At 45.4% G+C, this 22,199-nt stretch carries 19 protein-coding genes; 4 read left to right on the top strand and 15 right to left on the bottom strand.

Annotated features, from left to right (window positions below; genetic code table 11):
• The first annotated feature begins 94 nt into the window (after positions 1 to 94).
• Complete coding sequence (locus F6K37_RS10995) at positions 95 to 244, top strand: hypothetical protein (protein WP_287250127.1); 150 nt, start codon at positions 95 to 97, stop codon at positions 242 to 244.
• Between the two features lie 236 nt (positions 245 to 480).
• Here F6K37_RS10995 and F6K37_RS10990 read toward each other — a convergent pair whose 3' ends face one another.
• From F6K37_RS10990 to F6K37_RS10980, 3 genes are all read right to left on the bottom strand, one after another.
• Positions 481 to 1,686: an aspartate aminotransferase gene (locus F6K37_RS10990; RefSeq protein WP_044494956.1), complete on the bottom strand. Its 1,206-nt coding sequence runs from the start codon at positions 1,684 to 1,686 to the stop codon at positions 481 to 483.
• A gap of 798 nt (positions 1,687 to 2,484) precedes the next feature.
• Entirely contained in the window at positions 2,485 to 3,645 is a 1,161-nt protein-coding gene (locus F6K37_RS10985) for an iron-containing alcohol dehydrogenase family protein (protein ID WP_044494954.1), read from the bottom strand.
• Positions 3,646 to 4,447: 802 nt separating this feature from the next.
• Entirely contained in the window at positions 4,448 to 5,242 is a 795-nt protein-coding gene (locus F6K37_RS10980) for a lysozyme (RefSeq protein WP_008188719.1), read from the bottom strand.
• Between the two features lie 498 nt (positions 5,243 to 5,740).
• On the opposite strand from F6K37_RS10980, the gene F6K37_RS10975 reads away from it, so the two are divergent.
• Positions 5,741 to 5,911: a hypothetical protein gene (locus F6K37_RS10975; RefSeq protein ID WP_008188717.1), complete on the top strand. Its 171-nt coding sequence runs from the start codon at positions 5,741 to 5,743 to the stop codon at positions 5,909 to 5,911.
• Here the strand turns inward: F6K37_RS10975 and murI are convergent.
• The 4 genes from murI to F6K37_RS10955 form a co-directional block, all read right to left on the bottom strand.
• Positions 5,908 to 6,804 (bottom strand): glutamate racemase, encoded by an 897-nt coding sequence (murI, locus tag F6K37_RS10970; RefSeq protein ID WP_008188715.1) that lies wholly within the window; start codon positions 6,802 to 6,804, stop codon positions 5,908 to 5,910. The two genes, F6K37_RS10975 and murI, sit on opposite strands and share 4 nt — an antisense overlap.
• Before the next feature lie 125 nt (positions 6,805 to 6,929).
• Positions 6,930 to 8,864 (bottom strand): N-acetylmuramoyl-L-alanine amidase, encoded by a 1,935-nt coding sequence (locus F6K37_RS10965; RefSeq protein WP_044494951.1) that lies wholly within the window; start codon positions 8,862 to 8,864, stop codon positions 6,930 to 6,932.
• 448 nt (positions 8,865 to 9,312) lie between these two features.
• Positions 9,313 to 10,740, bottom strand: coding sequence for a cation:proton antiporter (locus F6K37_RS10960; protein ID WP_008188710.1), 1,428 nt, complete (start codon positions 10,738 to 10,740; stop codon positions 9,313 to 9,315).
• Positions 10,741 to 10,998: 258 nt separating this feature from the next.
• Positions 10,999 to 11,955, bottom strand: coding sequence for a hypothetical protein (locus F6K37_RS10955; RefSeq protein WP_131827072.1), 957 nt, complete (start codon positions 11,953 to 11,955; stop codon positions 10,999 to 11,001).
• Between the two features lie 390 nt (positions 11,956 to 12,345).
• Here F6K37_RS10955 and F6K37_RS10950 point away from each other — a divergent pair, with 390 nt between their 5' ends.
• Positions 12,346 to 13,050, top strand: a complete 705-nt coding sequence (locus F6K37_RS10950; RefSeq protein WP_044494947.1) for a tetratricopeptide repeat protein — start codon at positions 12,346 to 12,348, stop codon at positions 13,048 to 13,050.
• A 122-nt stretch (positions 13,051 to 13,172) separates the two neighbouring features.
• On the opposite strand, the gene F6K37_RS10945 is transcribed toward F6K37_RS10950, so the two are convergent.
• On the bottom strand, positions 13,173 to 13,565 hold the full coding sequence (locus F6K37_RS10945) for a slr1601 family putative cell division protein (RefSeq protein ID WP_008188704.1): 393 nt from the start codon (positions 13,563 to 13,565) through the stop codon (positions 13,173 to 13,175).
• A gap of 1,472 nt (positions 13,566 to 15,037) precedes the next feature.
• Positions 15,038 to 15,133, bottom strand: coding sequence for a photosystem I reaction center subunit XII (gene psaM, locus F6K37_RS10940; RefSeq protein WP_071986952.1), 96 nt, complete (start codon positions 15,131 to 15,133; stop codon positions 15,038 to 15,040).
• Positions 15,134 to 15,506: 373 nt separating this feature from the next.
• Here psaM and F6K37_RS10935 point away from each other — a divergent pair, with 373 nt between their 5' ends.
• Positions 15,507 to 16,265: a TerC family protein gene (locus tag F6K37_RS10935; RefSeq protein WP_008188702.1), complete on the top strand. Its 759-nt coding sequence runs from the start codon at positions 15,507 to 15,509 to the stop codon at positions 16,263 to 16,265.
• A 111-nt stretch (positions 16,266 to 16,376) separates the two neighbouring features.
• On the opposite strand, the gene ndk is transcribed toward F6K37_RS10935, so the two are convergent.
• The 6 genes from ndk to F6K37_RS10905 all read right to left on the bottom strand — a co-directional run bounded on the left by ndk (position 16,377) and on the right by F6K37_RS10905 (position 22,026).
• A complete protein-coding gene (gene ndk / locus F6K37_RS10930) occupies positions 16,377 to 16,826 on the bottom strand; it encodes a nucleoside-diphosphate kinase (RefSeq protein WP_044494944.1) in 450 nt (149 codons plus the stop codon).
• Between the two features lie 77 nt (positions 16,827 to 16,903).
• Positions 16,904 to 17,950 (bottom strand): D-alanine--D-alanine ligase family protein, encoded by a 1,047-nt coding sequence (locus tag F6K37_RS10925; protein ID WP_008188688.1) that lies wholly within the window; start codon positions 17,948 to 17,950, stop codon positions 16,904 to 16,906.
• Between the two features lie 16 nt (positions 17,951 to 17,966).
• A complete protein-coding gene (locus F6K37_RS10920; RefSeq protein WP_008188687.1) occupies positions 17,967 to 18,689 on the bottom strand; it encodes a hypothetical protein in 723 nt (240 codons plus the stop codon).
• 53 nt (positions 18,690 to 18,742) lie between these two features.
• Complete coding sequence (gene fcmB, locus F6K37_RS10915; RefSeq protein WP_008188684.1) at positions 18,743 to 19,795, bottom strand: filament morphology actin-like protein FcmB; 1,053 nt, start codon at positions 19,793 to 19,795, stop codon at positions 18,743 to 18,745.
• A gap of 234 nt (positions 19,796 to 20,029) precedes the next feature.
• The gene (locus F6K37_RS10910; RefSeq protein WP_287250108.1) at positions 20,030 to 20,584 is read right to left on the bottom strand and encodes a CHAT domain-containing protein; all 555 of its coding nucleotides are present in this window, start codon (positions 20,582 to 20,584) and stop codon (positions 20,030 to 20,032) included.
• Entirely contained in the window at positions 20,581 to 22,026 is a 1,446-nt protein-coding gene (locus F6K37_RS10905; RefSeq protein WP_287250105.1) for a tetratricopeptide repeat protein, read from the bottom strand. Before F6K37_RS10905 ends, F6K37_RS10910 begins: the two co-directional genes overlap by 4 nt.
• Positions 22,027 to 22,199 lie beyond the last annotated feature (173 nt).

Here is a 22,199-nt window from a genome sequence, read left to right as displayed (position 1 = left end):
GCTGTCACCAGCAAATTCACTGGAGCACTCCTAAGGGAGAGAAGATCTAGGAGCCATATGAGGGGAAACTTTCACGTATGGTATGACAGGAGAGGTGCCCTCCTTAATCGGAGGCATCGACTCTAACAAATTACTAAAACAACATAGAGAAACCGGAGATATTAAACCGCAACGTCAAGGGGGAAGTCCGCCAGGGTGCATCTCAGTTTTGCCATTAGGCAAAACTGAGATGCACCCATTCTAAACTCTGGCCATTCTCACTGACAGCTATACGCAAAAATCGCTGTCGGTAAGGATAGTTAAGGCAAATGCAAGTTGTAAACCGATGCTACCAGATTTGATATAATTCCCCCAACAGTTGTTGAGTTCACTTACCTGCACCTACCTACAACTTGCACCTATTTACAACCTTAAACCTTAAACCTTAAACCTTAAACCTTAAACCTTAAACCTTAAACCTTAAACCTTAAACCTTAAACCTTAAACCTTAACCATTGTTTCGGCTTGGTAGCGGATATTAGCTTGTTTCAACCGATTGAGGGCTTCACCCAAGCGATCGCATTCCGCAATCAAACTAATCCGCACATACCCTTCACCCCCGATGCCAAAAGCATTTCCCGGCGTGAGGACTACTCCAGTTTGCTGCAAAACATCCAGAGCAAAATCCGTTGAACTTACCCCTACTGGGCAAGGAACCCACAGATACATGGTTGCCTTGGATTTAGGAATCTGCCAACCCAACTCTGCCAAACCCTCAATCATGAAATCTCGGCGGCGGCGGTAACGGTTTTGGACGTCTTGAAGGTAAACATCTGGCAGTTGCAAGGCCGCTTCAGCAGCGGTTTGCAAGGCAGCAAAGATCCCATAGTCCAGATTAGTTTTTAAGGTACGCAACCCTTGAATAATGCGGCTATTCCCCACTACAAAGCCAACGCGCCAGCCAGCCATATTATAAGTTTTGGATAGGGTGTGGAATTCTACACCAATATCTTTAGCGCCAGGAATTTCCAGCAAGCTAGTAGGCTGATAGCCATCAAATGCTAATTCCGCATAACATAAGTCATGTACTAGCAGAATTGAGTACCGACGGGCAAAGGCAACAATTTCTTCAAAAAACTCCCTTGGGGCGGTAGCGGTGGTCGGATTACTGGGATAGTTAAAATAGAGGATCTTAGCTCGTTGGGCAACCTGATCCGGAATTGCCCCTAAATCAATCAGCCAATCATTCTCCCGTTTCAAAACCAAGCTGTGAATTTCCCCCCCAGCAATCAACGGACCCCGGAAGTGGACCGGATAAGCAGGAGAAGGTACTAAAATCAAATCTCCCGGATTCACATAGGCCAAGGCTAGGTGAGCTAGTCCTTCCTTGGACCCTAACAGAGGTAAAGCTTCACTGTCTGGGTCTAGCTCCACATCATAGCGGCGGTGATACCAATTCGTAATTGCCCGACGGAAATTAGCAGTCCCCTCAAAGGGAGGATAACCATGGTTAGCCGGATTTTTTAAGGCTGCGATCGCTGCTTCGATCACCGGCTGCGGTGCTGAACCATCAGGATTACCCATCCCCAAGTCAATCAAATCCAGCCCTTGCTCACGGGCTCTTGCTTTTAATTCATCTAAACGAGCAAATACATAGGGAGGGAGTGCGCTTAGTCGTTGTGCTGGGGTAATCAAATCTACCATCATCAGTGTCAGGTTTGGAAGTTAGCCGGTTGAAGGTCAAAACCTAGAATTTTTGACTTTGGCCAAAAGGCCACGCGATCGCGAACGAGTTGAGAGCCAGTATAAGGGAAAATGCTAGTAATATAAAAGGTTATTAGAAATCCGAACACTGAAAACTCCGCCACAAAGCGAGCGGAGATGAAAGCGACTAGCGCGCTTTTAGCCTAAAAGAAATCTAGTCTAAAGGGTTGACGATTATCTAGCCCTAGGGTATATAAGTATAGGGTACAGGTTGAAAAACCGAGGCGCAACCGGGAGAGAAGCCCGCCACTGCTTGACCTTAAAACAGTAATGCCCGGAGGGCAGGGAAAATCCTCCTTAAAAACCCAATCGTTAACTAACAATTAACGTGTGAACCCAGAAAAATCACAACTTGAGAAAAAGAAACGGTACGGTGGGGCACACCGGAACCAGGCGAAAAGGAAGAGAAACGGACTCTTAAAGGCACTTCCAACTAAGTAACCAAACGCCTAGGGAGAATCGCCCTCTGGGTCTGTCGTAAATTGACTAAAAACTTGGTCTTGACGGGTTTTTGGTTAAGTACTGTCCTATTTTTGACGGCGTTAAAGATAGGAATACGGCGGTTTAAGGCGGCTCGTTGATCTAGGAATCCCCGCGCCTAATGGTCGGGGAGTGTCAACAGGTTTGAGCTCAAAAGCTGCAACCTTAACCCAACACCGTTCAACCTACAACCTGCAACCTGCAACATTTTTGAATGAAGAATGTAGAATTCCAAATTCTACATTCTTCATTCTACATTCTTCATTCTGACAGACAACCTTCAACCTCAACCGCTGGCAAACTTAACTCCTTACGACTGCCCTCAACTAGTATCCTAGTAGAAACCATTGCTGCCATCAGCTGTTCTGGAAGCACCTTAAACGGTAGCCGATGAATATCAGAATTTTCCCCACAGGCAATCTCAGCTGCTTTCTGTAACTGAGCCAAGGTAATCGACCCTAATCCCAGGTCTTGGAGAGTTTGGGGCAAACCAAGCTCAGCATAAAACTTCAGCAACTGTTGCCGTGCTGATGCCGCCAGTTGGTTCCCCTGAAGCATTTCTTCCAAACGCAGCTGCACCAAAATGCCATAAGCCACCTTTTCACCATGTAAAGAATCGTGAGCTGCTGGGATATGAGTTAAACCATTATGTACAGCATGGGCAGCAACAGTACGACATCGAGCTCCACCCAAGCCCCCAATCACACCAGCCAGTAAAACTGTTGCATCAACAACTTCCCGCCAAACTTGACTACCAGGTTGGGTTAGAGCCTCAACCGACTTTTGGAACAAAATATCTCGCAATACCCTTGCCTGTTGGACAGCCGCAATAATTAGAGTATCTGTAGCGCTACCACTACTAACCGAAGCTTCGTACCACTTCGCTAAGGCATCACCAATCCCGGCAACTAGGGTACGTTGGGGCGCTGTCTGAATCAAGCTGTAATCGAGTACCAATAAATCTGGGCAATGGTCAAGTCCAACATCATACAGGAAAGCCCCATGGTCAGAATAGATATTAGATAGAGCTGTCCAAGCGGCACAGGTAGCAGCAGAGGTGGGTACAGTAACCACAGGTAACTGGCACTGGTGCGCTAGGATTTTAGCAGTATCCAACGCCTTACCTCCGCCAATCCCAATAATCAAGTCAGATTGATGAGCAGCAACAGCTTCTGAGAGTTTAGCTAGAGACTTCTCACTGCAATCAGGACTGTAGGATGCGCATTCATAACTGAGTTGATGCTGTTCCAAAACCGATTCCAGTGATGAGGCTAGGGTAGCCAGAGTATGCTGACCTCCTAGAATCAAAGGACGATTTCCCAGCCGTGCGATCGCATTTCCTGATTCTTCCAAGGAGCAACGCACTACTTGAGTCGGTGCCACGTTTAGGTAAAGCAAGGAAGTAGGTGCTTGTTTGGTCATGCCTGTAGCCCAAATAAACTTTTGGTTTGTTGACACTCCCCGCCCGCTTATGGACGGGGATTCTCACTTCAACGAGCTGTCTTGCCTAACCAGGCCGGAGCCAGGAAAGGTAGAGGACAATTCTCCATGAGCGTGTTTGGTCTATGACCTAGGTTTCGGTGTGCCCCACCGTACCTAAATTATTAAGGATTTAGATAGACAATGATTTTAAATATTTTGGCTCTCCTAGAGTGGCTATTATAAAGTATAAAATAATCGCCATAGCCTTTACTAATCAAGGGTTTGATTAATTTAAAAATGCCAATAAACTAAAAATGTATTTTTAGTTTATTGAATCCCTTGCTATTTAAGGGGTAATCGCTAATTTAAACTACTCATTTACTATAATCAGTCTAGGAGAGCCCATATTTTTTTTAATCTTAGATTTTCATAGACGACCAAATCGTTAGATTGGATTATGCAACATGCTTATCTCTTAGCTTGTTTTTTACATTGTCTACTTATTCTAAGATAGTGTCTATCCGTATTGTTTTTAGTTATCTGTTATATTTTTCAATAACACGCTCTGTGAAAACTGTCAAGTCAGAGATTAAAATAAAAGCCGTCCTAGAAGGACGGGGCTTTAAACCCATTTTTTTGGCTAAGGTGAGTAATTACCTTACTGGGTGATAGGTCTTTTATTATACATTTTGCCAAACTTAGAGGGGTTAGGGGTTAGGTATTAGGTGTAGCCTTGGATGACAATCTTCAACCTTTCAAACTTTCAACCTTTCAACCTGCAACCTTTAACCTTCAATTTGAATTAGCTCAGAAACAGTTTACGCTCCGCTTCTCTGCGTTTGCTCAAGCCTAATAGGACTCGACCACCACCCTTGTTCCAACGAAGAAACTCATTGGCAGCCCCTTGATCATCACCATGATTCAACTTACGTAATAATGTCGAGCGCCTAAACGCTGTTGGTCCTATATTGAACACAAAGCTAACTAGAGCAGAGAATTGATTATCAGTCAGTGATACTTTGACAAGATTACTCACCGTAGATTCAGAACTTTCTAAATCTTGTCTGAGCAATTTCTCCCCTTGCTCAACAGTGATGATATCTCCTATCCTAACACCAGCAGTATGACCCCATCCAATAGTAGGAATTCCCACCGGATCGATATAAGCTTCTACTCTGCCATCAGGGCACCTTTTATGGAGTCCTTCAAACTCTTTAACAAGATCTAAACCAGCTTGGTTAATGTTTCTATCGGTACCTGGTGGCAACTCTGGTGTTACTTTATTGATGATAGCATCAAAGTAAAACTGAGCCGTTTGAGGACCAATAATTCCTCTGACAGCTCCAGTATTACCGAGTTTGTTAGCATCTTTAAACTTATTGACTCCTGCCTCAGACAAGTCCAAGCCGCATTCTTGACACAGTTCAAGAAAATTTTCTAAAATTATAGGGTTAATAACGTCTTCTACCTCCAATTCCATTAATTCTTGGAGTTGACTAACCTGAGGCACTGGCAGGTTGACTAGAATGTCAAGTGCATAGCGTTCTTCCACAGAAAGGCTATCGATGTTGATGTCTTTAATAGTTAGAGCTGACATAGTTGGATTACTTATAAAATTAACGTAACGTTATTGGCGATTAAATCTGCTTTACTAATTATTATATCCCTGATTTTTTATTGCTAAAGGTTAAGGGTAAATTATTAATTCGCAATTTTTAATGGTTATAAAAAAGCGATAAACCAGATTTTAATAGACAAGAGTCGCCCAGGAAAAAAATTCCATGACTTGACTCTGTTTCTTGACTAAGCTGATAGCTGACTGCTTACTCAACAACTAGGGTTTTGAGTTACTAAAGTAGTCTTCAGCGTGAGTTTTCGCTTTTACGTTAATTGTGATAAGTTTGAAACAAAAATTTACAAAACTAGGAATTCCCCTTTCCCGTCTCTTGGTGCGCGTTCCCGTGGGCGACAGATTATTAAGGGTAATTATCCGGAGATGATATGACAAGCCGAGCCAAACCTTGATTTAGCTTGATTTAGATCTAGGGTGAGTTAAAGGGGTTAAAGTGACCGAAAAAATTGCGAAAAATTAATCATGATAATAACTAACTTAGGTGAAATCGCCTCTGAGCAACGACTTCACCTAAGGAAAGTGGGATGCGTTAACTATTGCCTCCACAAGCAATTTTATGGTAAAAAAAATCGGTCTATTATTGGTCAGTCTACCGATTCTAAAGGTGCGCTTTCCGTGATGGCGTTCGCTTAGCGTGACCTACGGTCAAGGGATTGCTCGCCATCACGGGTCGCACCTAAAGGTATCCTAGGGATTGACACCTGTGGTAGATGTATTTTTTCAACTGTTGGAGTGTAACCCAGCCATTGTAGGGACTGTTGGGCAAACTGTTGAGGACAACCGCTGACCCCAAAGCGAGTTGGTCTTGCCTCCCCAGTATTCTTCCCTCCAATTAAATCCAGTTCTTGAGCAGCAGCAGCAACAACGTATTTCGCTGGGTCTACCAATTTAACGTCTGGGGGTAATATTTCCCGTAGGATCGGTTCGAGATGGGGATAATGAGTACAGCCATAAACTAGGGTATCAATTTGGGCTGCTAGCAAAGGTTCTAGGTACTGCCGTGCTACCGCTGTAGTGTAGGGTTCGCACAAGCGATTTTGCTCCACTAATGGCACAAACTCCGGACAACCCACTTGCCAGACCTGAGCCGTTGGTTCAACCTCTAAAATAGCATTTCGATAAGCATTGCTGGCAGCCGTAGCTGGTGTAGCAATCACCCCAATCCGACGACCTTGGTGGAGCGCCGCACGGGCACCCGGTAGAATCAGCCCCAGCATTGGGATGTCAAACTCACTACGCAGAGTTTCCAATGCCAGAGCCGAACTGGTGTTGCAGGCCATCACCACCATTTTGACATCCTGTTGCACCATCCAGCTGAGAATCTCGAAGCCGAACTGCACGATTTCATCGGTAGATCTGGTACCGTAGGGTAGCCGTGCTGTGTCAGCAAAGTAAATAATTGATTCGGATGGTAGTTGTTTGTATAGTTCCCTCAGAACAGTCAGACCCCCCACACCACTGTCGAAAATCCCGATAGGACTACTCTGGGGTTGAGTTCGAGAGATCAAAATTTGGTTATTGATCATTGGCTAAGAATTGGCACCTACCCACCCAGGGGCAATAAACAAATTACTTAGGTTCGCTCAAAACAAGAAAATTGTTAGATTATAGGTTAGCAATTATCAATTAAGAATTGACAAAATATCAGAACTTAACTTAGGTCAACCGATTCTGCCGAATATAACCGATTTTGCCGAATATATAGGAGGATGCCACGAGCGATCGCTCTAGCCATCTGGCTGCGATAGGCGGAAGTTTTCAGTTTAGCGGAGTCTTCATAGCCGGTTAGAAAACCAACTTCTACCAGAACTGCTGGCATGGAGGTTTTCCTGAGCACATAAAACCTCGCCCGTCGGGTACGTCGGTCACTAATATCCACGCTCCGCAAGATAGTGTAGTGGATGGTTTGGGCAAGACTCTGACCAGTAGAGTAGTAGTAAGTTTCTAATCCATTCACATCCGGTCGGTTACGCCCGATAGCATTAGCGTGGATGCTGACAAATAAATCAGCATCAGTCCGTTCTGCCACTTGAACTCGTCCATTCAGACTGATGAATCGGTCATCTGAGCGAGTCATGACAACCTGGATCCCCTGTTTTTCCAACAGCGCTTCCACCTGTCGGGAAATCGACAAATTAACATCCTTCTCTTGTATACCCCCAATCCCAATAGCACCAGGGTCTTTGCCACCGTGTCCGGCATCAATGACCACTACCAGGCGCTCTTTGGGAACCCGACGTCTGGGAATTGGTGGGCGAGTCCGGTTAGGCGGTGGCACAGGAATCGAGTTAGGCGGTGGCACAGGAATCGAGCGCGGGGGTATCCTGGTTGGCCTCCTTGATAGAAATGGTCTCAGTTGCAGAGCCAACAGCTGATCATTGAGCTGATTGAGGCTACCAATTCGGGTACCGTTTGATGGTTGTACCAGAATCAGCACCGTGTTTTTGTCCTCCTGCCGAACCATCACCTCTGATACGGGACTAGTGGTATTAAGTTGAGGGCCACTGAACTTCTCAGCTAGTTTGGCATTCGGTATAGTAATTTGGTAAGACTTTGAACGAGGATCCCATTTGCTAGTGGCTCTGACCCGTTGGTTAGCCTTAATCAATAGCTGAGTCTGATTACTAGCCAGTTCCACTGACCCAATGGTGGCTAACTTACCGGTATTAGCCGAGCCACGAGATTGAATCGGTTTCGTTGGCACTTTGGATGTTGGTCCATTATCTAAGCGTTGAGCTGGGATCCCCCTAGGGAAAATCAACACCCCTCCCAATCTTTGACTGAACGATGCCAGCCAATCAGGGCTGTCACTATCCACATTTAGGGTCATCCGGACAATCGGTGGGGACTCTTTTTTCTTTTCAAACTCGATTTTGCTAACCCCGTAGCGATTTACCTCCAAATCCTCCCCTAACAGACTCTCGGCAATTGTAACCCCTTCTAGGTCGATGTTAATGCGGCGGTTATTGCGACTTCGTTCGATTTGAATGATAGGTTTCCCACCATCGGTACTGACAAAAAATCCATTTCTATTGATCTGAAAGCCTTGGCGGCGAATCCCCGGATTGGATCTCGGAATAGTTGGATTGGATCTCGGAATAGTTGGCCGTGGTGGAGGGGATTGAGTGCGGGTCGGTGGCTGAGCCGGTGGTAGAGATGGCGGTGCTGGGTTAGGCAGAACCGGCAGTGACCCTCGATAAGGCTGAGGTAATTGTACAGTCCACTGATTGGGGCTAATACCCCGAAATTTTACCTGCTGGGGGTCTATAGTGTAACCAGGAGCCAATTCAACCACAATCCGAGTGGTTTGTCTCTCAAATTGACCCACTCGCACTTCTCGAATCGCCCCGCTTAGACGCTGATTTGTTGATGGACCTCCGACGTTAATTCCCGGTAAATCAATCACTAACCGGGTAGGATTAGAAATGAGTTGGGCTGTGGGTTGTACACCCACATCAGTGGTAAATTCCAGGCGATTCTGATTGCGATCATATTGCCAAAATAGTAGTTCACGGGCTTGAGCCGCCAATGAAAATAGAGAAAATGTCAAAGAGCTGGAGAGTAGCAGTAGCCAGCGAAACCTCACAATTCTTACTCCTGTATCATGTATCTTAGGTAATTGGTTATAGCAATTGGTTATAGCAATTGGTTATACCAGCTGTTAGCGGTTAAGTATTAGACCCCAACAGCTGCCTAGAGTAGGCTATAGTTAACCGCTAATCCCTAACCACTCACGATGAATACCCCTAATTAATAGCCCAGTCAAGCAATGTCTAGTCTGTTTGACTAATAAGATTAATCTGATTAATCTTATTAAAACCGTTAACAGACTCGGACGTAGAGTAGCTTGGTTAAGTTTCAAGAGTTTCAGTATACACGGGTTTCTCTGAATCGAAAATTTGGTTTTAGTTAACACACTTAGCTTTGTCAAATCTTAAAGCATACACAATCAACTAAATTGAACAGGATTCTTCAAGAATCCTGCATCAATAATTGTCTTTAATCAGCAAGCTCAGATAGCTTAGCAACAAGTCTCAAGACTCTCCAGCTGTTTCCACCGGCTCAGATGGCTCTTGAAAGACCAACCGCAACAAAGGCGGAGCGATAAAAGTCGTTAAAATAACCATCATGATAATCGCTGCTTCAGTGGCTTCTGAAAGAGCACCACTTGCTGAACCAACACCAGCAAAGACTAGCCCCACTTCACCTCTGGGAATCATGCCAACCCCAATAGCCAGACGGTTAATTCCTGATTGACCAAAGACTGTCAATCCTGTGATCACCTTACCAAGAATTGCCACCACAATCAGGAAAGTTGCCAAGATCAAACCCTCGCGATTACTGGGAACTGCTGGGTTAAGCACACTCAAATCAGTTTTGGCTCCCACAGTAACAAAGAAGATGGGCACAAGTATATCTGCCACTGGTAAGACCTGTTCTTCTAATTCTCGACGCTTATCCGTCTCTGCCAAGACTAGCCCAGCAGCAAAGGCTCCCAAAATGGCTTCTAATTGGATAGCTGTGGCAATATAGGACAAGACAAAGGCAAAAATGAGTGCTGTCAGTAATACCTGACCTCGGGTTTTCATTTCCTTGACCAAGGCAACGAAATACGGACCGAGGAAGCGACCGATTAGAATTGCTCCAACTAGGAAGACACCAGCACTAATAATCAAATAGATCACATTAGTGATCACGACTTCCCCAGTTTTTGCCAGACTAGCCACCACAGCCAGGACGATAATTCCTAGGACATCATCGAGTACGGCAGCACCAATGATAATTTGCCCTTCTTTAGAACTCAACTGTCCAATTTCTGCTAGGACTTTAGCGGTAATCCCGATACTAGTGGCAGTTAGGGCAGCACCAGCAAAAATAGCAGGGACAGCAGAAATATGAAATAGGTAAGCTAAACCAGCAGTACCAGCAGCAAAGGGGACAACCACGCCAACTACAGCTACCACAGCAGCCTGCGGACCAACACGGATCAGTTCTTTGAGGTCAGACTCTAGTCCAATTTCAAATAACAGGATGATAACGCCGAGTTCCGCTAAGACGGAAATCACCTCGCTAGTAGACTGAAATACTGAGTTGGTAGCTTCTGGGGTTAGACCAGCGGTAGTTTGCAGAAAGCTCATCATTAAGGAATTGCTAGCCACACTGCCCCCTTCTGGGAAAACTAGCAGATTTAGGGCAGAAACCCCGACAACTACACCACCGACCAATTCCCCTAATACCGGTGGTAAGTTAATCCGAGCACAAATTTCGCCTCCAAGTTTACTGGCGAAGTAGATCACCACTAGACTCAATAGCACTCCTGCAAGAACCAGTGAACCGTTTTCTGCTTCATTAGCATTAGCAGTGGCTTCCGTTGCTGTTGCCAATAGGGATGGCAGAGGGTGTTCAGGGGGGAGGAATGGTAAGGGGGTGAGGAGATTCACCCAGGCAGTTGTATCAGCCATGTAGTTGCGAATAAATCATTCATTATACTTTACAAAAATTATGGCAATCCTTGAGCCTCTCAGGTCTAGTCAGGGGCTCAAACTAAGCTAGTACTCTGTCAATGGAGTTTTGATGCTTAGGTGTTAGGTGTTATGTATTAAATGTTAGATGTCAGGTTTGAGGTGTTAGATGTTGGGTTAAGTTATGGTACTTAATTCCTAATCAAGGGCGTGCCAACAAACCAACTTGTCTAGGAGAAGAACAACCCGATCGCTTGGTTAAAAGAGCTCATGGGGAAAATCATCACATCTTAACCTTTCGTATTCTTTGAGAGCCCACTCATTCTCTTCAGTGTATTTGGTTACCAGCTTAATGCATTGCTGTCTACGTCGATCCTGCTCCTGAGCTTGTTGTTGTGCTTTTTCTCTAGCTATGCGTTGAGCCTCTTGCTGGGCTTGTCGTCTGACTCGTTGAGCATCTTGCTGGGCTTGTCGTCTGACTCGTTGAGCTTCTTTGTGGGCTTCTATGGTAGAAATTTTAGCATCTGCCCTGTCTATAATTGGTTCAACTTTCTTTTGCCAATAGCTAGTGGTCACCCTCCTAGCCTTTTGCTTAGCCTGTTGCCATTGACCTGCCTCCAGAGCTTGAAGTGCTTGTTTGCGAATCGATACATTCACAGCCCACTCTTGTTTCCATTGGGCAATGGTCTCGGGTAATCTTTGACGAATCAGATTAGTTTCAGGAATGACTTGAGTTAGAGCAATGGCTTCATTGAGCTTCCCTTGTTCCTGATACAGCTTGGTAGCTTTCTGAAATAGGCGGTTAGACCACTGATTAATTAACTGTTGTGCCTCTTGGTAAGGAGCACTATCTGGGGTCAGTTTATTGGCCTCGATAATTGCGTCTTTAAATTGGTTCGCTGCAGCTAGTATCTTAGCTTTGCCAAATAGTTTCTGGGCACACTCATTAAAAATCACCTGAGTCTGTTGATATATAGGCGACTTTTCAGGAATAGTCGTGGCTTTATTGATGCATTCTTCATATTCCCGTTCTGATCGGTGCTTCTGAATCTCTTCTAAGCGTAATAGTAGATTTCGATAACTTTGCCATTCTTGATATGACCAACCTAGCCCTGCACCAATGACAGCAACTGCTAGCCACATCCCTACCATTCGCAGCCATTGGTTGGTTGGGGGCGAAGACACAGGTGGAATTGAAGGTGGAAGGGATGGCACAGGATTTCCTCCTGAGAGTGGATGCGGTGGAATAGTAACTATACTATTTTGAACACATCTATCCGCTTTCTGCTATAGCTGCATTTCAGTAATGACACCCAAACCCCAAACCCCAAACCCCAAACCCCTAGGGAATTGTGCATCTTCCCAAAAGTGTCCAGTCCCAGCCCCTCTATAAAATCATCCGGACAAAATTAATTCGTCTTTCAGGAAACTGTAATATTACTGCTGTAGTCTTCAAAGAAGAGTCCCAAGTTGTAGGGACAATCTGGATGGTTTTCTTGGGTACACCGAAGACGCATTAATAAGTGACACATTAAGACCAACCAGCTGGGTGCTGTTAGCCGTAAGGTTGAATCTAGATAGGCTGCAAATGAGGTTGAGGCAAATATGAATGCTCCTACTTTTCTAAATCGGCAAAACCAAAATCGACAGTGGTTCCCAATGTCCCGTAAAAACCACAGGCATTTAGCGCCAGTGAGGCTAGTGCCTAGAAAAAGCCACATACACTCTGTGAAAAGCCTGCGCACCTTAGCAAACTCGAAAGTGAAACAAGGGGATTACAACAGTGCGATCGCATTGTTAACCCAGTTGATTAATCTCAATCCCACCAGCGCATCAGACTACAACAATCGGGGATTGCTGTATTTCCAAAGTGGTCAGCCCTACAAAGCCTTATTTGATTACAATCAGGCACTGGGAATTGATCCAACATTGGACAGTGCTTACAACAATCGCGCTAATTATTATGCATCAGTTGGGCAACTGGCTGAAGCCCTCACCGACTACGAGCAAGCTATTGATCTCAATCCGGGAAATATCCGCACCTGGATTAACCAAGGGATCACCTTCCGGGAATTGGGATTGTACGATTTAGCCCTAGAAAACCTTGACATGGCTCTAATGCTGGGATGCCTGGAAGACCATGTCTATGCTCAGAGAGGGCGTACTTACCATCTCAGGGGTGACTGGAACTGTGCCATCAGCGACTATCACAAGGCTCTGAAGTGGCTGCCAAAGTCTGGTTCTTCTGATTCCTTGCGCGAGAAAGTGGAAAATTGGATCAATGATTTGCTTAAGCCACTGAGAGCTTGAAGGGGTTAGTGCTTAGCTCTAACGGTCCCAAACAGCGATTCGACCTAGGAGACGCTACGCGAACGCATCGAGCCACCTCGACCTATTACCTTTAGCTCAGTTTATGCCCACCGGAAGTATAACTAATTTCCATCCCCTAAGTCGGGATCTTGCCAGACGACCTGAACCTGATTTGGATCACGTCGTAAGCTTTGCTCTCGCATTACTTTCTGGGCTTGCCTGGGGTCAAAAGAGCGACTGAATTCACGGCGCAATTTATTCACTCGTGTTTCAGTTCGCTTCACCTCTCGTTTGACTTCTCGCAACTTGGCTTGCTGTGAGAGATGATAAGGTAATAGTTCCATTAGTGCGGTAATCGCAGCGGCACAGAGAACTAGGTTAACAAGTAACTTAGCAGTAGTTTCACCAGCAACTGCCCCGTAAGACTGTCGCTGCGGACGGTGCTTGATTCGAGGAACTCTTCGGCGAGGTTTTGATGGTAGCCGAGTTGAGTGAGGGGGTTGGATTGCGTTCATTTCCGTTTACAATGCCACGCTGGCACACCAGCGCCCTTGGGTTTATTATTGGGTTGATTAGGATAGAGTTTTGAGTATGCACCTTTTATTTAGCCAGATAATTTAGCTAAAGAATAGTCTTTATGGAAGAATCAAACCCCCAAATAGACTAAGAGCTTAGCATAATGTGAGTTCGATCACATAAATTGCCTGGTGTTGACTCCAATCCAAGGGAAAGGATCTTCCACTCAGGATAATAATTCAGAATTATTGCTTATAATATATAAAATATCTATTAACATTCCCAGGTAGACTGGCGTTGGCAGCCATCATTCAAATCCAATTCCCCTCCCGTTATACCCGCGTATGAAGCGCGGGAAAGGGGGCTTATAGAGTGTGGACGCAGGTGACCCACACAGCCCGGAGACGAAACCTTAAAATAAGGTTTGAAGTTACCGTAAGATCAGGTCGCCTTTTTGGGTTGTAGGTTATGCAGAAAAGGTTTAAAACTGTTGTTATAAAGGCGACCTGATCTAAGGTTTCGTCTCTTGCCTTAATCATGGAGGCGCGCTTGACCCGTAATTAAATTCGCGCGATTGTCGCGCCTCAAAGTTTTAAGCCTTTTCAGCCAAGCCTCCCAACCATAAAGGCTGCCCCAGCGAGGGATTGCTCGCTGGGGTAACTTCTGACCCTTGGGAATTGGAGACTCAATCTGTTGCGCTTCTTGATGAGCTCTGCTAAGATTAAAAAATATTAATGCACCCAAAAGGTGCCGGTTTGCGCGCCAGCTGAAAAGCCGCTGCTAAAAGCGTAGATCAAGATGCAAGTAAGCTCAATGATTTGGTCAGAGAGTCTAGAGGCTGTTTGGCTCAGCCATTAAGAGTTTTATGCTCTTAAGAATCCCTGACTATAATCGCGTGATGAGCGTGAGCGAGTGTCAAGGATTTCACTAGCTTTAATGAGGCTTCGCCATTGATTAACTAGTTTAAGTGACATACTCCCACACGCTCATCGAAGATTACAGTGTGGGCTTCTTACCAACTCCAGCCATCGCGAACGGATACACGGGTTACTTTATTAACGACACGGGATGCCCCTCCGCGCCGGAACAATACAATAAGTTCTATTTTTAATTAGTAGGTGGCGGTTAGCTCTTAATTTGTTTTCCCTACTATTTTTAGTATAACGTTTTTCAGGCTGTTTATCAGAGTTCCTGTCCGCGATTCATCCCTGGAGACGAAACCTGATTGTTAGTGGAGCCAAAATCGGCAAAGTTTTAACCCTTTTACGCATAACCGACTAACCATAAAGGCGACCAGTACCTTACGGTAACTTTAAACACTCATGCTGGGCATTGAGATGTGGGATGAATCGCGGAGGAAGCTAACCCACCCAAATCCTAGATTATGGGTGGGTTAGTTAAACTATTTTGTTTATCCTTTGTCCGCTCTAGATCCAGGCCGCTTAGGAGCAAGGCTTTGAGCTTCCCAGGATTATTTGTAAAGTTCCGTAGACAGCCGGAATGCTAGAAATCCCGGAATCAAAGCCAGGAATAGAGCTCCGATAACTTGGGCATCTGAAATAGGCATCGTATACAATCTCCTTTATTTGAGCGATATTCTATACCATTCACGGTGCGCTTGACCTAGGCAAATTTAATTCGCCACGGGTCGCACCGAAGCCAACTAATTGGGCTAGTTCTGGAATTTTATCACAATCACTGGTCAAATCCAGATAATAGAATCCTTTTAGCTTGGGTTGATCTCAAATTGCGATCACAGCTATTACCTTGATCTTGCTGAAGGTTCGGTGTGGGCGTTGGAACCTCCCTGGGGTCGCAGCGCACTTTAATTATGATTAAATGTTAAGATTAATTAAATTAGATATCAAAGTTTTAGCAATTTAGGCGATTAAGTCTATTACATAGACTAAGTTAACCTTTTAAGACATTAATAATTTTTAATGCTAGACCAAATTCTTAACTCATCGTTTAATGTGGGGCTTGAGGGTCCTGTGGTTTTGTTGATTCTGGTGGCACTAGAAGCTGTACTGTCTGCTGATAATGCGATCGCGTTAGCTGCGATCTCCCAAGGCTTAGAAACCAAACAACTTCAACGCCATGCTCTTAACTTGGGCTTAGCAGTTGCCTATGTCCTACGAATCAGTTTGATTTTTACAGCCACTTGGGTAGTGCAGTTTTGGCAGTTTGAGTTATTGGGAGCAGCCTATCTGCTCTGGTTGGTCTTTGAGTATTTCACCTCTGATGAAGATGAACAACATCACCATCATGGCCCGAAGTTTACTTCTCTATGGCAGGCAATTCCCCTAATTGCTGTTACGGATTTAGCTTTTTCCTTGGATAGTGTCACGACAGCGATCGCAATTTCTGACCAGACCTGGCTGGTTATTGCTGGTGGCACCATTGGGGTAATTACCCTGCGCTTCATGGCGGGCTTATTTATTCGTTGGTTGAAAGAGTATGTCTATCTGGAGGATGCTGGCTACATCACCGTGGGCTTTGTGGGATTGCGGCTGTTGGTCAGAGCGATTAAACCGGAATTAGTGCCACCGGAATGGTTAATGATTGCTGCTATTGCCCTAGTGTTCATGTGGGGATTTTCTGAAAAGTCTAAGACCCCAGACCTGGAGCCAATTCCTGTGGAAAACCAAGGGCAACCGGCTTTGGGGAAAGAGCAAACCGCAAAAGAAGCTAGTCGCTAAAGGCTTTTCACAAGAGCCGGGAAGAATTCCCCCATCTCCCAATCAATGATACCAACGCTCACCAAACATGGGTAGAGCGTTGGACTTCCGGTCTAAAGGTTCATGTTACTATTACTCGTAAAGCCAAGGGGTTATGGTTGGTTGCCAGCTAACTAGCTCTTCTTCCTTAAACCAGAGACTAATCTCGTTCTGCGCTGTCTCAATGGCATCTGAGCCATGGATAAGATTGCGACCTGTGTCTAAGCCATAATCGCCCCGAATGGTTCCTGGTTCAGCCTCCAGAGGTTTGGTAGCACCAATTATCTTTCTTGCGGAAGCCACTACTCCATTTCCTTCCCAGACCATTGCTACTACGGGACCAGAGATGATGAATTCGATTAGTTTGGGAAAGAAAGGTCTCTCTTTGTGAACAGCGTAATGCTGTTCGGCAAGTTCACGGCTGACGTTCATCAGCTTCAGCCCAACTAAGGTAAAACCTTTTGTCTCAAAACGCTGGATGATTTGACCAACAAGATTCCGTTGTACACCATCCGGCTTAACCATCAGAAATGTCCGTTCCAAGTTTATCTCCTCAAATTGTTTAACTCAGCTCAATCTTCGGCATAGCCTTTCCCATGATATTCCCTTCGGACTAAGATTCAAGCCCGCCCTATTGCTAGTTGAATTAACTGATCCACCAATTCTGGAAAAGAAACACCTGTAGCTGCCCACAGTTGGGGATACATACTGGTTGCTGTAAAACCTGGTAAGGTGTTAATCTCGTTGATGAAGATTTCCCTAGTGGCTTCGACATAAAAGAAGTCTACCCGTCCTAAACCAGCCCCATCAACGGCAGTAAACGCCTGGATTGCCATTTCCTGAATCTGGGTAATGACGTCAGTGGGCAAGGGAGCGGGGATTAACAAGTCCGCTTGACCCTGAGTGTATTTGGTTTCGTAGTCATAGAAATCACTCTCATAGGTAATTTCACCAACTACTGAGGCTTTGGGATGATCGTTCCCTAGTACAGCACACTCTACTTCTCGCCCTACTACTCCTTCTTCTACAATCAACCTGCGGTCATAACTAGCAGCCTTATCTAAGGCCGCTTCTAATTCAGAACGCGATCGCACTTTGGCAATCCCGACCGATGAGCCTAAATTAGCTGGTTTGACAAAGTAGGGATAGTTTAAGGTTTCTTCAATTTGGTCACAGAGTTTGGTAAATACACAGGGATCGGACCAAACTTGCGATCGCAAAACTTCCATGTATTTGACTTGGGGTAATCCCGCTTGGGCATATACTGTTTTCATTACCAGCTTGTCCATGCCTACAGCTGAACCCAGAACACCACTACCCACAAAGGGAACTCCCATCAGCTTTAGTAATCCCTGAACTGTGCCATCTTCCCCATTGGGACCATGGAGGATGGGAAACCAGACATCTACCTCACTGACAACGGCAGGAAATTGCCAGACATTACCGCTAGGAGCAGATTCCAGGGGTGTTCCCGAGTCTAAAACCTGTGCGATAGTTTCGACCGCTGTCCAGATGCCATTTTTTTGAATGTACACTGGCACCACTTCGTACTTAGAGGCATTTTCGTCGGCACATAGAGCGTTTGCGATCGCTCTTGCAGAACTAATGGAAACTTCGTGTTCTCCTGAGACACCACCAAACAGCAGTCCAACTGTGCGTTTTGTCATAGCACTATAAAGTTAATTAAAAATCCTCTAATAAAGAACCCAAGCGACTTAGTAACGGATCAGATTGATCAGCCTCTTTTTCCAATCCTGCTTTAGCCGTCCCATCTGAGTCTCTAGTCGCTTTTGCTGTGGATGCCTGTGCTGTTAAGCCAGACACATCCGTCGTACTAAAATTCGACAGCACCGTTTCTACACCAGCAACTTGCTGTTTTAAGTGTTCGAGTTGTTGATGAGAACGGTCATCGACTTGCTTGACCTGTTGGATTAAGGCCGTCAATTGATCATCAAGTTGGTCAGAGGATTCTTCAGTAGATATAACTTGCTCTAATTTCCCAAGCTGCTGTTGTAACTGGGTCAATTGTTCAGTTGTATTAGAGTCTATTTCCTCAATTCGTTGAGTCAGATCACTTAGCTGATTATTGACTTGGCTAGGACTCTGAACCGATAACGCCTGTACCACTTCAGTTAATTGCTGCTGCAGTTGGGTTAGCTTGTCTTCAAGATTTCCAACACCGGTTGTTTCCTCGGTTGTTTCTTTGGTTGTTTCCTGGGAGGATTTCTTTTCCTCAGAGGACTCTGGTTTCAACAGAAACTCTTGGAGAGCTTGCTTGCACAACATGCTAAAGCTAGGATACTGACCCTTAGCTAGTTCTTTCTCCACTACCTTTAGTAGGGCTTGATCCTCCCGGTTAGCGGTAAATGCTACTGTTTTATTTACTTTTTTTGCTATAGGTGCCATGGTAATTATGCCTATAATCTTATCGGATAATTACAATACAATTTATCTACAAGTTATCGAGATGCTGACTGCTTCTGCACCTCTCCATAAATGTATTGTCCCAAAGCATTCGCTTTTCGAGAGGGTTGAGCTAAGTAACCCTTGAGTCTAGCTTCTTTGAAGATAAGTTGAAGATCATTCCAGAAGAATTGTCCACCACCACCCGTCACCACTACGTCTGTGGTGCGTTCTGGTAGCCAAGCGAGCAAACGATCAGACAGTTCACGGGCAAAACTTTTGCGCAAACTCGGTATAATTTCGTCGAGGTCTGTGGGCTGAGCAGCACCTTTAGGACGATAGAAGCGCTCTCCTTCTGGACGATTAACCGCTTTGATTAATAGCAAAGATTGACTGTCAGCTCCCTGAATTTGGGCAGCTAATTGATCATAGAACTCATTCATGGCAAATGCTTCACTCTGAGATGCTCCTCGGGCAAATCGGAACGAATCTGCCATGATAAAGTCAGTGGTTTGGTGGCCAATATCCACAACGGCGACGGAACGGTCATGTAATCCGCCATCGGATGGATCGTTTTCCTGAACTTCAACCCAGATCAAACTACCATAGCCCTCTGGTATCACCCAAACTTTTTTAATCGTAATCGACACTGGTTCCCCTCTGTAGTACATGACATGAGGTGAAGCCAGGATACCAATTAATTCCTCTTTTTCACGCTCAAACTGCTCTTGGGAATGGTAGGGCAATCCCATGATAATTGCCAAGTCACCTTGAAGCTCGAAATGTCCTACGCAGGCAAAGACTTTTATCAAGGCATCTTCTACTTTCGATTGACCAACACCCAAGTTAGCTCCGAAGTCAGCAGCTAGTTGTCCAATGGCGTATCCTTTGCCTTGATACTCGAGCCAAATATCTAATAGAGGGTCACCCAGTCGAGCTTCAAACCCACCCCGACGCACTTGCTCAACGGTGAGATGGGCAACGTTGGCAGGAATTAGCACTACACCATCGGGGTAACGGCTGATACAAGCTTTAGTAGAGGTGCGACCTAAGTCAATGCTGAGAATAGGAACTTTGTTCACGAGGGTAGCAAGCTGTTTAGCAGTCATTCGTAGTATATAGCAGTTTGTTTAACTCAACTCACAAAAAATAGTCCGATGTTTGGAAGCCCCGTCTAGGCAAGAGCGGGGTGCGGACAATGATCAGGCTGTTTGCGATCGCTCTGGCACCAATGGCCAAAAATCAGTATACTAGGTCGGTTATAGACGCAGGTTCACTCAAGTCTGTCGGACACCTAAGATTACCAAAAAATTTGGGTTTAAAGCCCCGTCCTTATGGGAGTGTCAAAACCAATTTCCAATTACTAGATAAGGTGCCCAATAGGCGGGGCGAGCATATTGTCCTCCTGCTTCCAGTAAAGCGATTTGAGCAGCACGAAGCGCTTGGGCTTTGTTTAAGTTTGATTGTCGCAAACCCTGGTCAAATTGGGCAGCAATTTGGGCAGTAATTTGATCATTAATGAACCAAAGCGAGGCTAAAGCACTTCTGGCTCCTGCTTGAACAGCTACACCGGCTAAACCTAATGCTGCTCGGTCATCACCAGTGGCGGTTCGACAGGCAGTCAGGGATAGTAACTCCACTGGTTCAGTAGTACTAGCTACACTGCGAATTACCCGATCTAATTCATCAATGGTGAGTTGATTATTTTCCCCAGTGACTAGGAAAGTATCTTCGGGTTCAGTGCCGAATTCACCATGAGTAGCTATGTGAATAATCGGGTAAACCGTTGTGCCTAATTCTTGTTGTAGGCGATCGCGGGGAAATTCCTCATCTAGTAGCTGTTTGCTCTCTGGTATGGTTTGTGTCACTGCCTTAACTTCTCTGGAGACATTGCTCAAGGCTTCAAATTCACGACATCTCGACTGGCAGTTAGGATATCGCTACGGATTGTTTCGAGAGTAGCGATCGCGTTTTCATAGGCTCCAATTGCCTCAGTTACTTTCCCCTGCTCCTTAAAAATCCGTGCTGTTTGCCACTCCCACAAGTACAGACTATCCTTTGCCAGCAAGTTTTGCTCAGCTGCTAGTCTAGCCTGTTGGCTTAACTCTAGGGCTTTGGTATACTGGTCACGACACTCATAGATATGACCCAGTTCCCCTAGGGCAAAGGATTGGGAGCGGTGGTCATTAATACGTTGCGCTATTTTTACGGCTTGGGTCAGGAGTGCAATAGCCTGGGGTTCTAGTTTGGGCTGATAGCATCGCATCCAGGGACTGGTTTCATGAGCCGGAGCAATCGGTTGCAAAAGGTTAGCTAACTCAATGGCAGCATAAACCTTATCCTGGGAATCTGGTAGACTTTCCAACAGGGAGTAGGCTTTTTGCCATTCTTTTTGCCATTCCGTAACACTAGCGCTATATTTATCAAGGCGGTAATACAAGGGAATCTCATTAAGCCTTGCCCGGATTTGACCGGATTGGTCGTTTTGAGTAATAGCTAGGTCGAGGCTTTTCTGAAAATACTTTAGTGCTTCGCTATCGTTATTCTTAGCTTTTTCTGCGAGTGCCGAAGCCTTTTTTGTGTACTCGATTTTTTCAGCAGAATTTGCCCGACGATAGCTGAGCTGAGCTTTGCTACTGTAGGCATTACCTAAACTATTCAGGGCTGAGGATTGATAGGCAAGGTGGTCAATGTCTTCTGCAATAGTTAAGCTCTCTTTGAGATAGTTAATCCCTAGATCGTACTTACCCCTGAGGCGATAAGCATCCCCTAAACTCCCCAGAGCCGCAGCAACTCCAAGTTGGTCTTTATGGGTGCGAGCCAGTTGTAAAGCACTTTCTGGCACACAGGGTTTATCTTGGGGATTATCATAATTAATGGTACCACATAATAATGCGATCGCTTTTTGATTTTGCCCCAATTTACTATAAGCTTGAGCCAGTTCGGTAAGCATCCGCCCTACCTGTTGTAAATCCCCCAGTTGCTGATAATTAGTGATGACTTGTTCCCAGTAGTTAATGGCTTGGTCGATTTGACCAATTTGCTGATAAGCTCTCGCTAGGTTTTCTAGAACAATAGTTTGGTTAGGGCGGTTGTTGGTTTGTTGATAAGTAGTCAGCGCAGTTTGCCAATACTCTATAGCGCTAGTAAAATTTCCCAGTTGGTAGTGTTCCACCCCTTGTTGGACAAGTTGGCTAGCATCAGGGGATTGAGCTGTGGCTGGGTTTCCCACTTGCAGTTGCCAGGTGGTATGGGGAATATCACCGAGCCACAGGCTAATGGTGAGGCTGGAGAGGAACAGAAGTCCTAGAACGGTTCGGACACTGGATTGGCGGCTCATGGGAGAATTCCAGTTGCAGATTTAAATGATAGCAAAGGGAGCAGGGAGTCTGAAGTCTGAAGTCAGAAGTCTGAAGTCGGGAGTCGGGAGTCGGGAGTCGGGAGTCGGGAGTCGGGAGTCGGGAGTCGGGGGTAGGTTTTTACATTTAGGGTCAAAGGGGGAGTGTGGGATTC

Origin of the sequence: Moorena sp. SIO4E2 (assembly GCF_010671945.1) — a bacterium.
GTDB lineage: Bacteria > Cyanobacteriota > Cyanobacteriia > Cyanobacteriales > Coleofasciculaceae > Moorena > Moorena producens.
The sequence above is the reverse complement of the archived record's forward strand: the minus strand, read 5'-3'. Positions and strand labels throughout refer to the sequence as shown.

What these genes read in the sequence shown, in the direction of transcription:
- F6K37_RS10990 (WP_044494956.1), bottom strand. Translation starts at nt 1,686, where the DNA reads ATGATGGTAGATTTGATTACCCCAGCACAACGACTAAGCGCACTCCCT.
- F6K37_RS10985 (WP_044494954.1), bottom strand. Translation starts at nt 3,645, where the DNA reads ATGACCAAACAAGCACCTACTTCCTTGCTTTACCTAAACGTGGCACCG.
- F6K37_RS10980 (WP_008188719.1), bottom strand. Translation starts at nt 5,242, where the DNA reads ATGTCAGCTCTAACTATTAAAGACATCAACATCGATAGCCTTTCTGTG.
- F6K37_RS10975 (WP_008188717.1), top strand. Translation starts at nt 5,741, where the DNA reads ATGATAATAACTAACTTAGGTGAAATCGCCTCTGAGCAACGACTTCAC.
- murI (WP_008188715.1), bottom strand. Translation starts at nt 6,804, where the DNA reads ATGATCAATAACCAAATTTTGATCTCTCGAACTCAACCCCAGAGTAGT.
- F6K37_RS10960 (WP_008188710.1), bottom strand. Translation starts at nt 10,740, where the DNA reads ATGGCTGATACAACTGCCTGGGTGAATCTCCTCACCCCCTTACCATTC.
- F6K37_RS10950 (WP_044494947.1), top strand. Translation starts at nt 12,346, where the DNA reads ATGAATGCTCCTACTTTTCTAAATCGGCAAAACCAAAATCGACAGTGG.
- F6K37_RS10945 (WP_008188704.1), bottom strand. Translation starts at nt 13,565, where the DNA reads ATGAACGCAATCCAACCCCCTCACTCAACTCGGCTACCATCAAAACCT.
- psaM (WP_071986952.1), bottom strand. Translation starts at nt 15,133, where the DNA reads ATGCCTATTTCAGATGCCCAAGTTATCGGAGCTCTATTCCTGGCTTTG.
- F6K37_RS10935 (WP_008188702.1), top strand. Translation starts at nt 15,507, where the DNA reads ATGCTAGACCAAATTCTTAACTCATCGTTTAATGTGGGGCTTGAGGGT.
- F6K37_RS10925 (WP_008188688.1), bottom strand. Translation starts at nt 17,950, where the DNA reads ATGACAAAACGCACAGTTGGACTGCTGTTTGGTGGTGTCTCAGGAGAA.
- F6K37_RS10920 (WP_008188687.1), bottom strand. Translation starts at nt 18,689, where the DNA reads ATGGCACCTATAGCAAAAAAAGTAAATAAAACAGTAGCATTTACCGCT.
- fcmB (WP_008188684.1), bottom strand. Translation starts at nt 19,795, where the DNA reads ATGACTGCTAAACAGCTTGCTACCCTCGTGAACAAAGTTCCTATTCTC.
- F6K37_RS10905 (WP_287250105.1), bottom strand. Translation starts at nt 22,026, where the DNA reads ATGAGCCGCCAATCCAGTGTCCGAACCGTTCTAGGACTTCTGTTCCTC.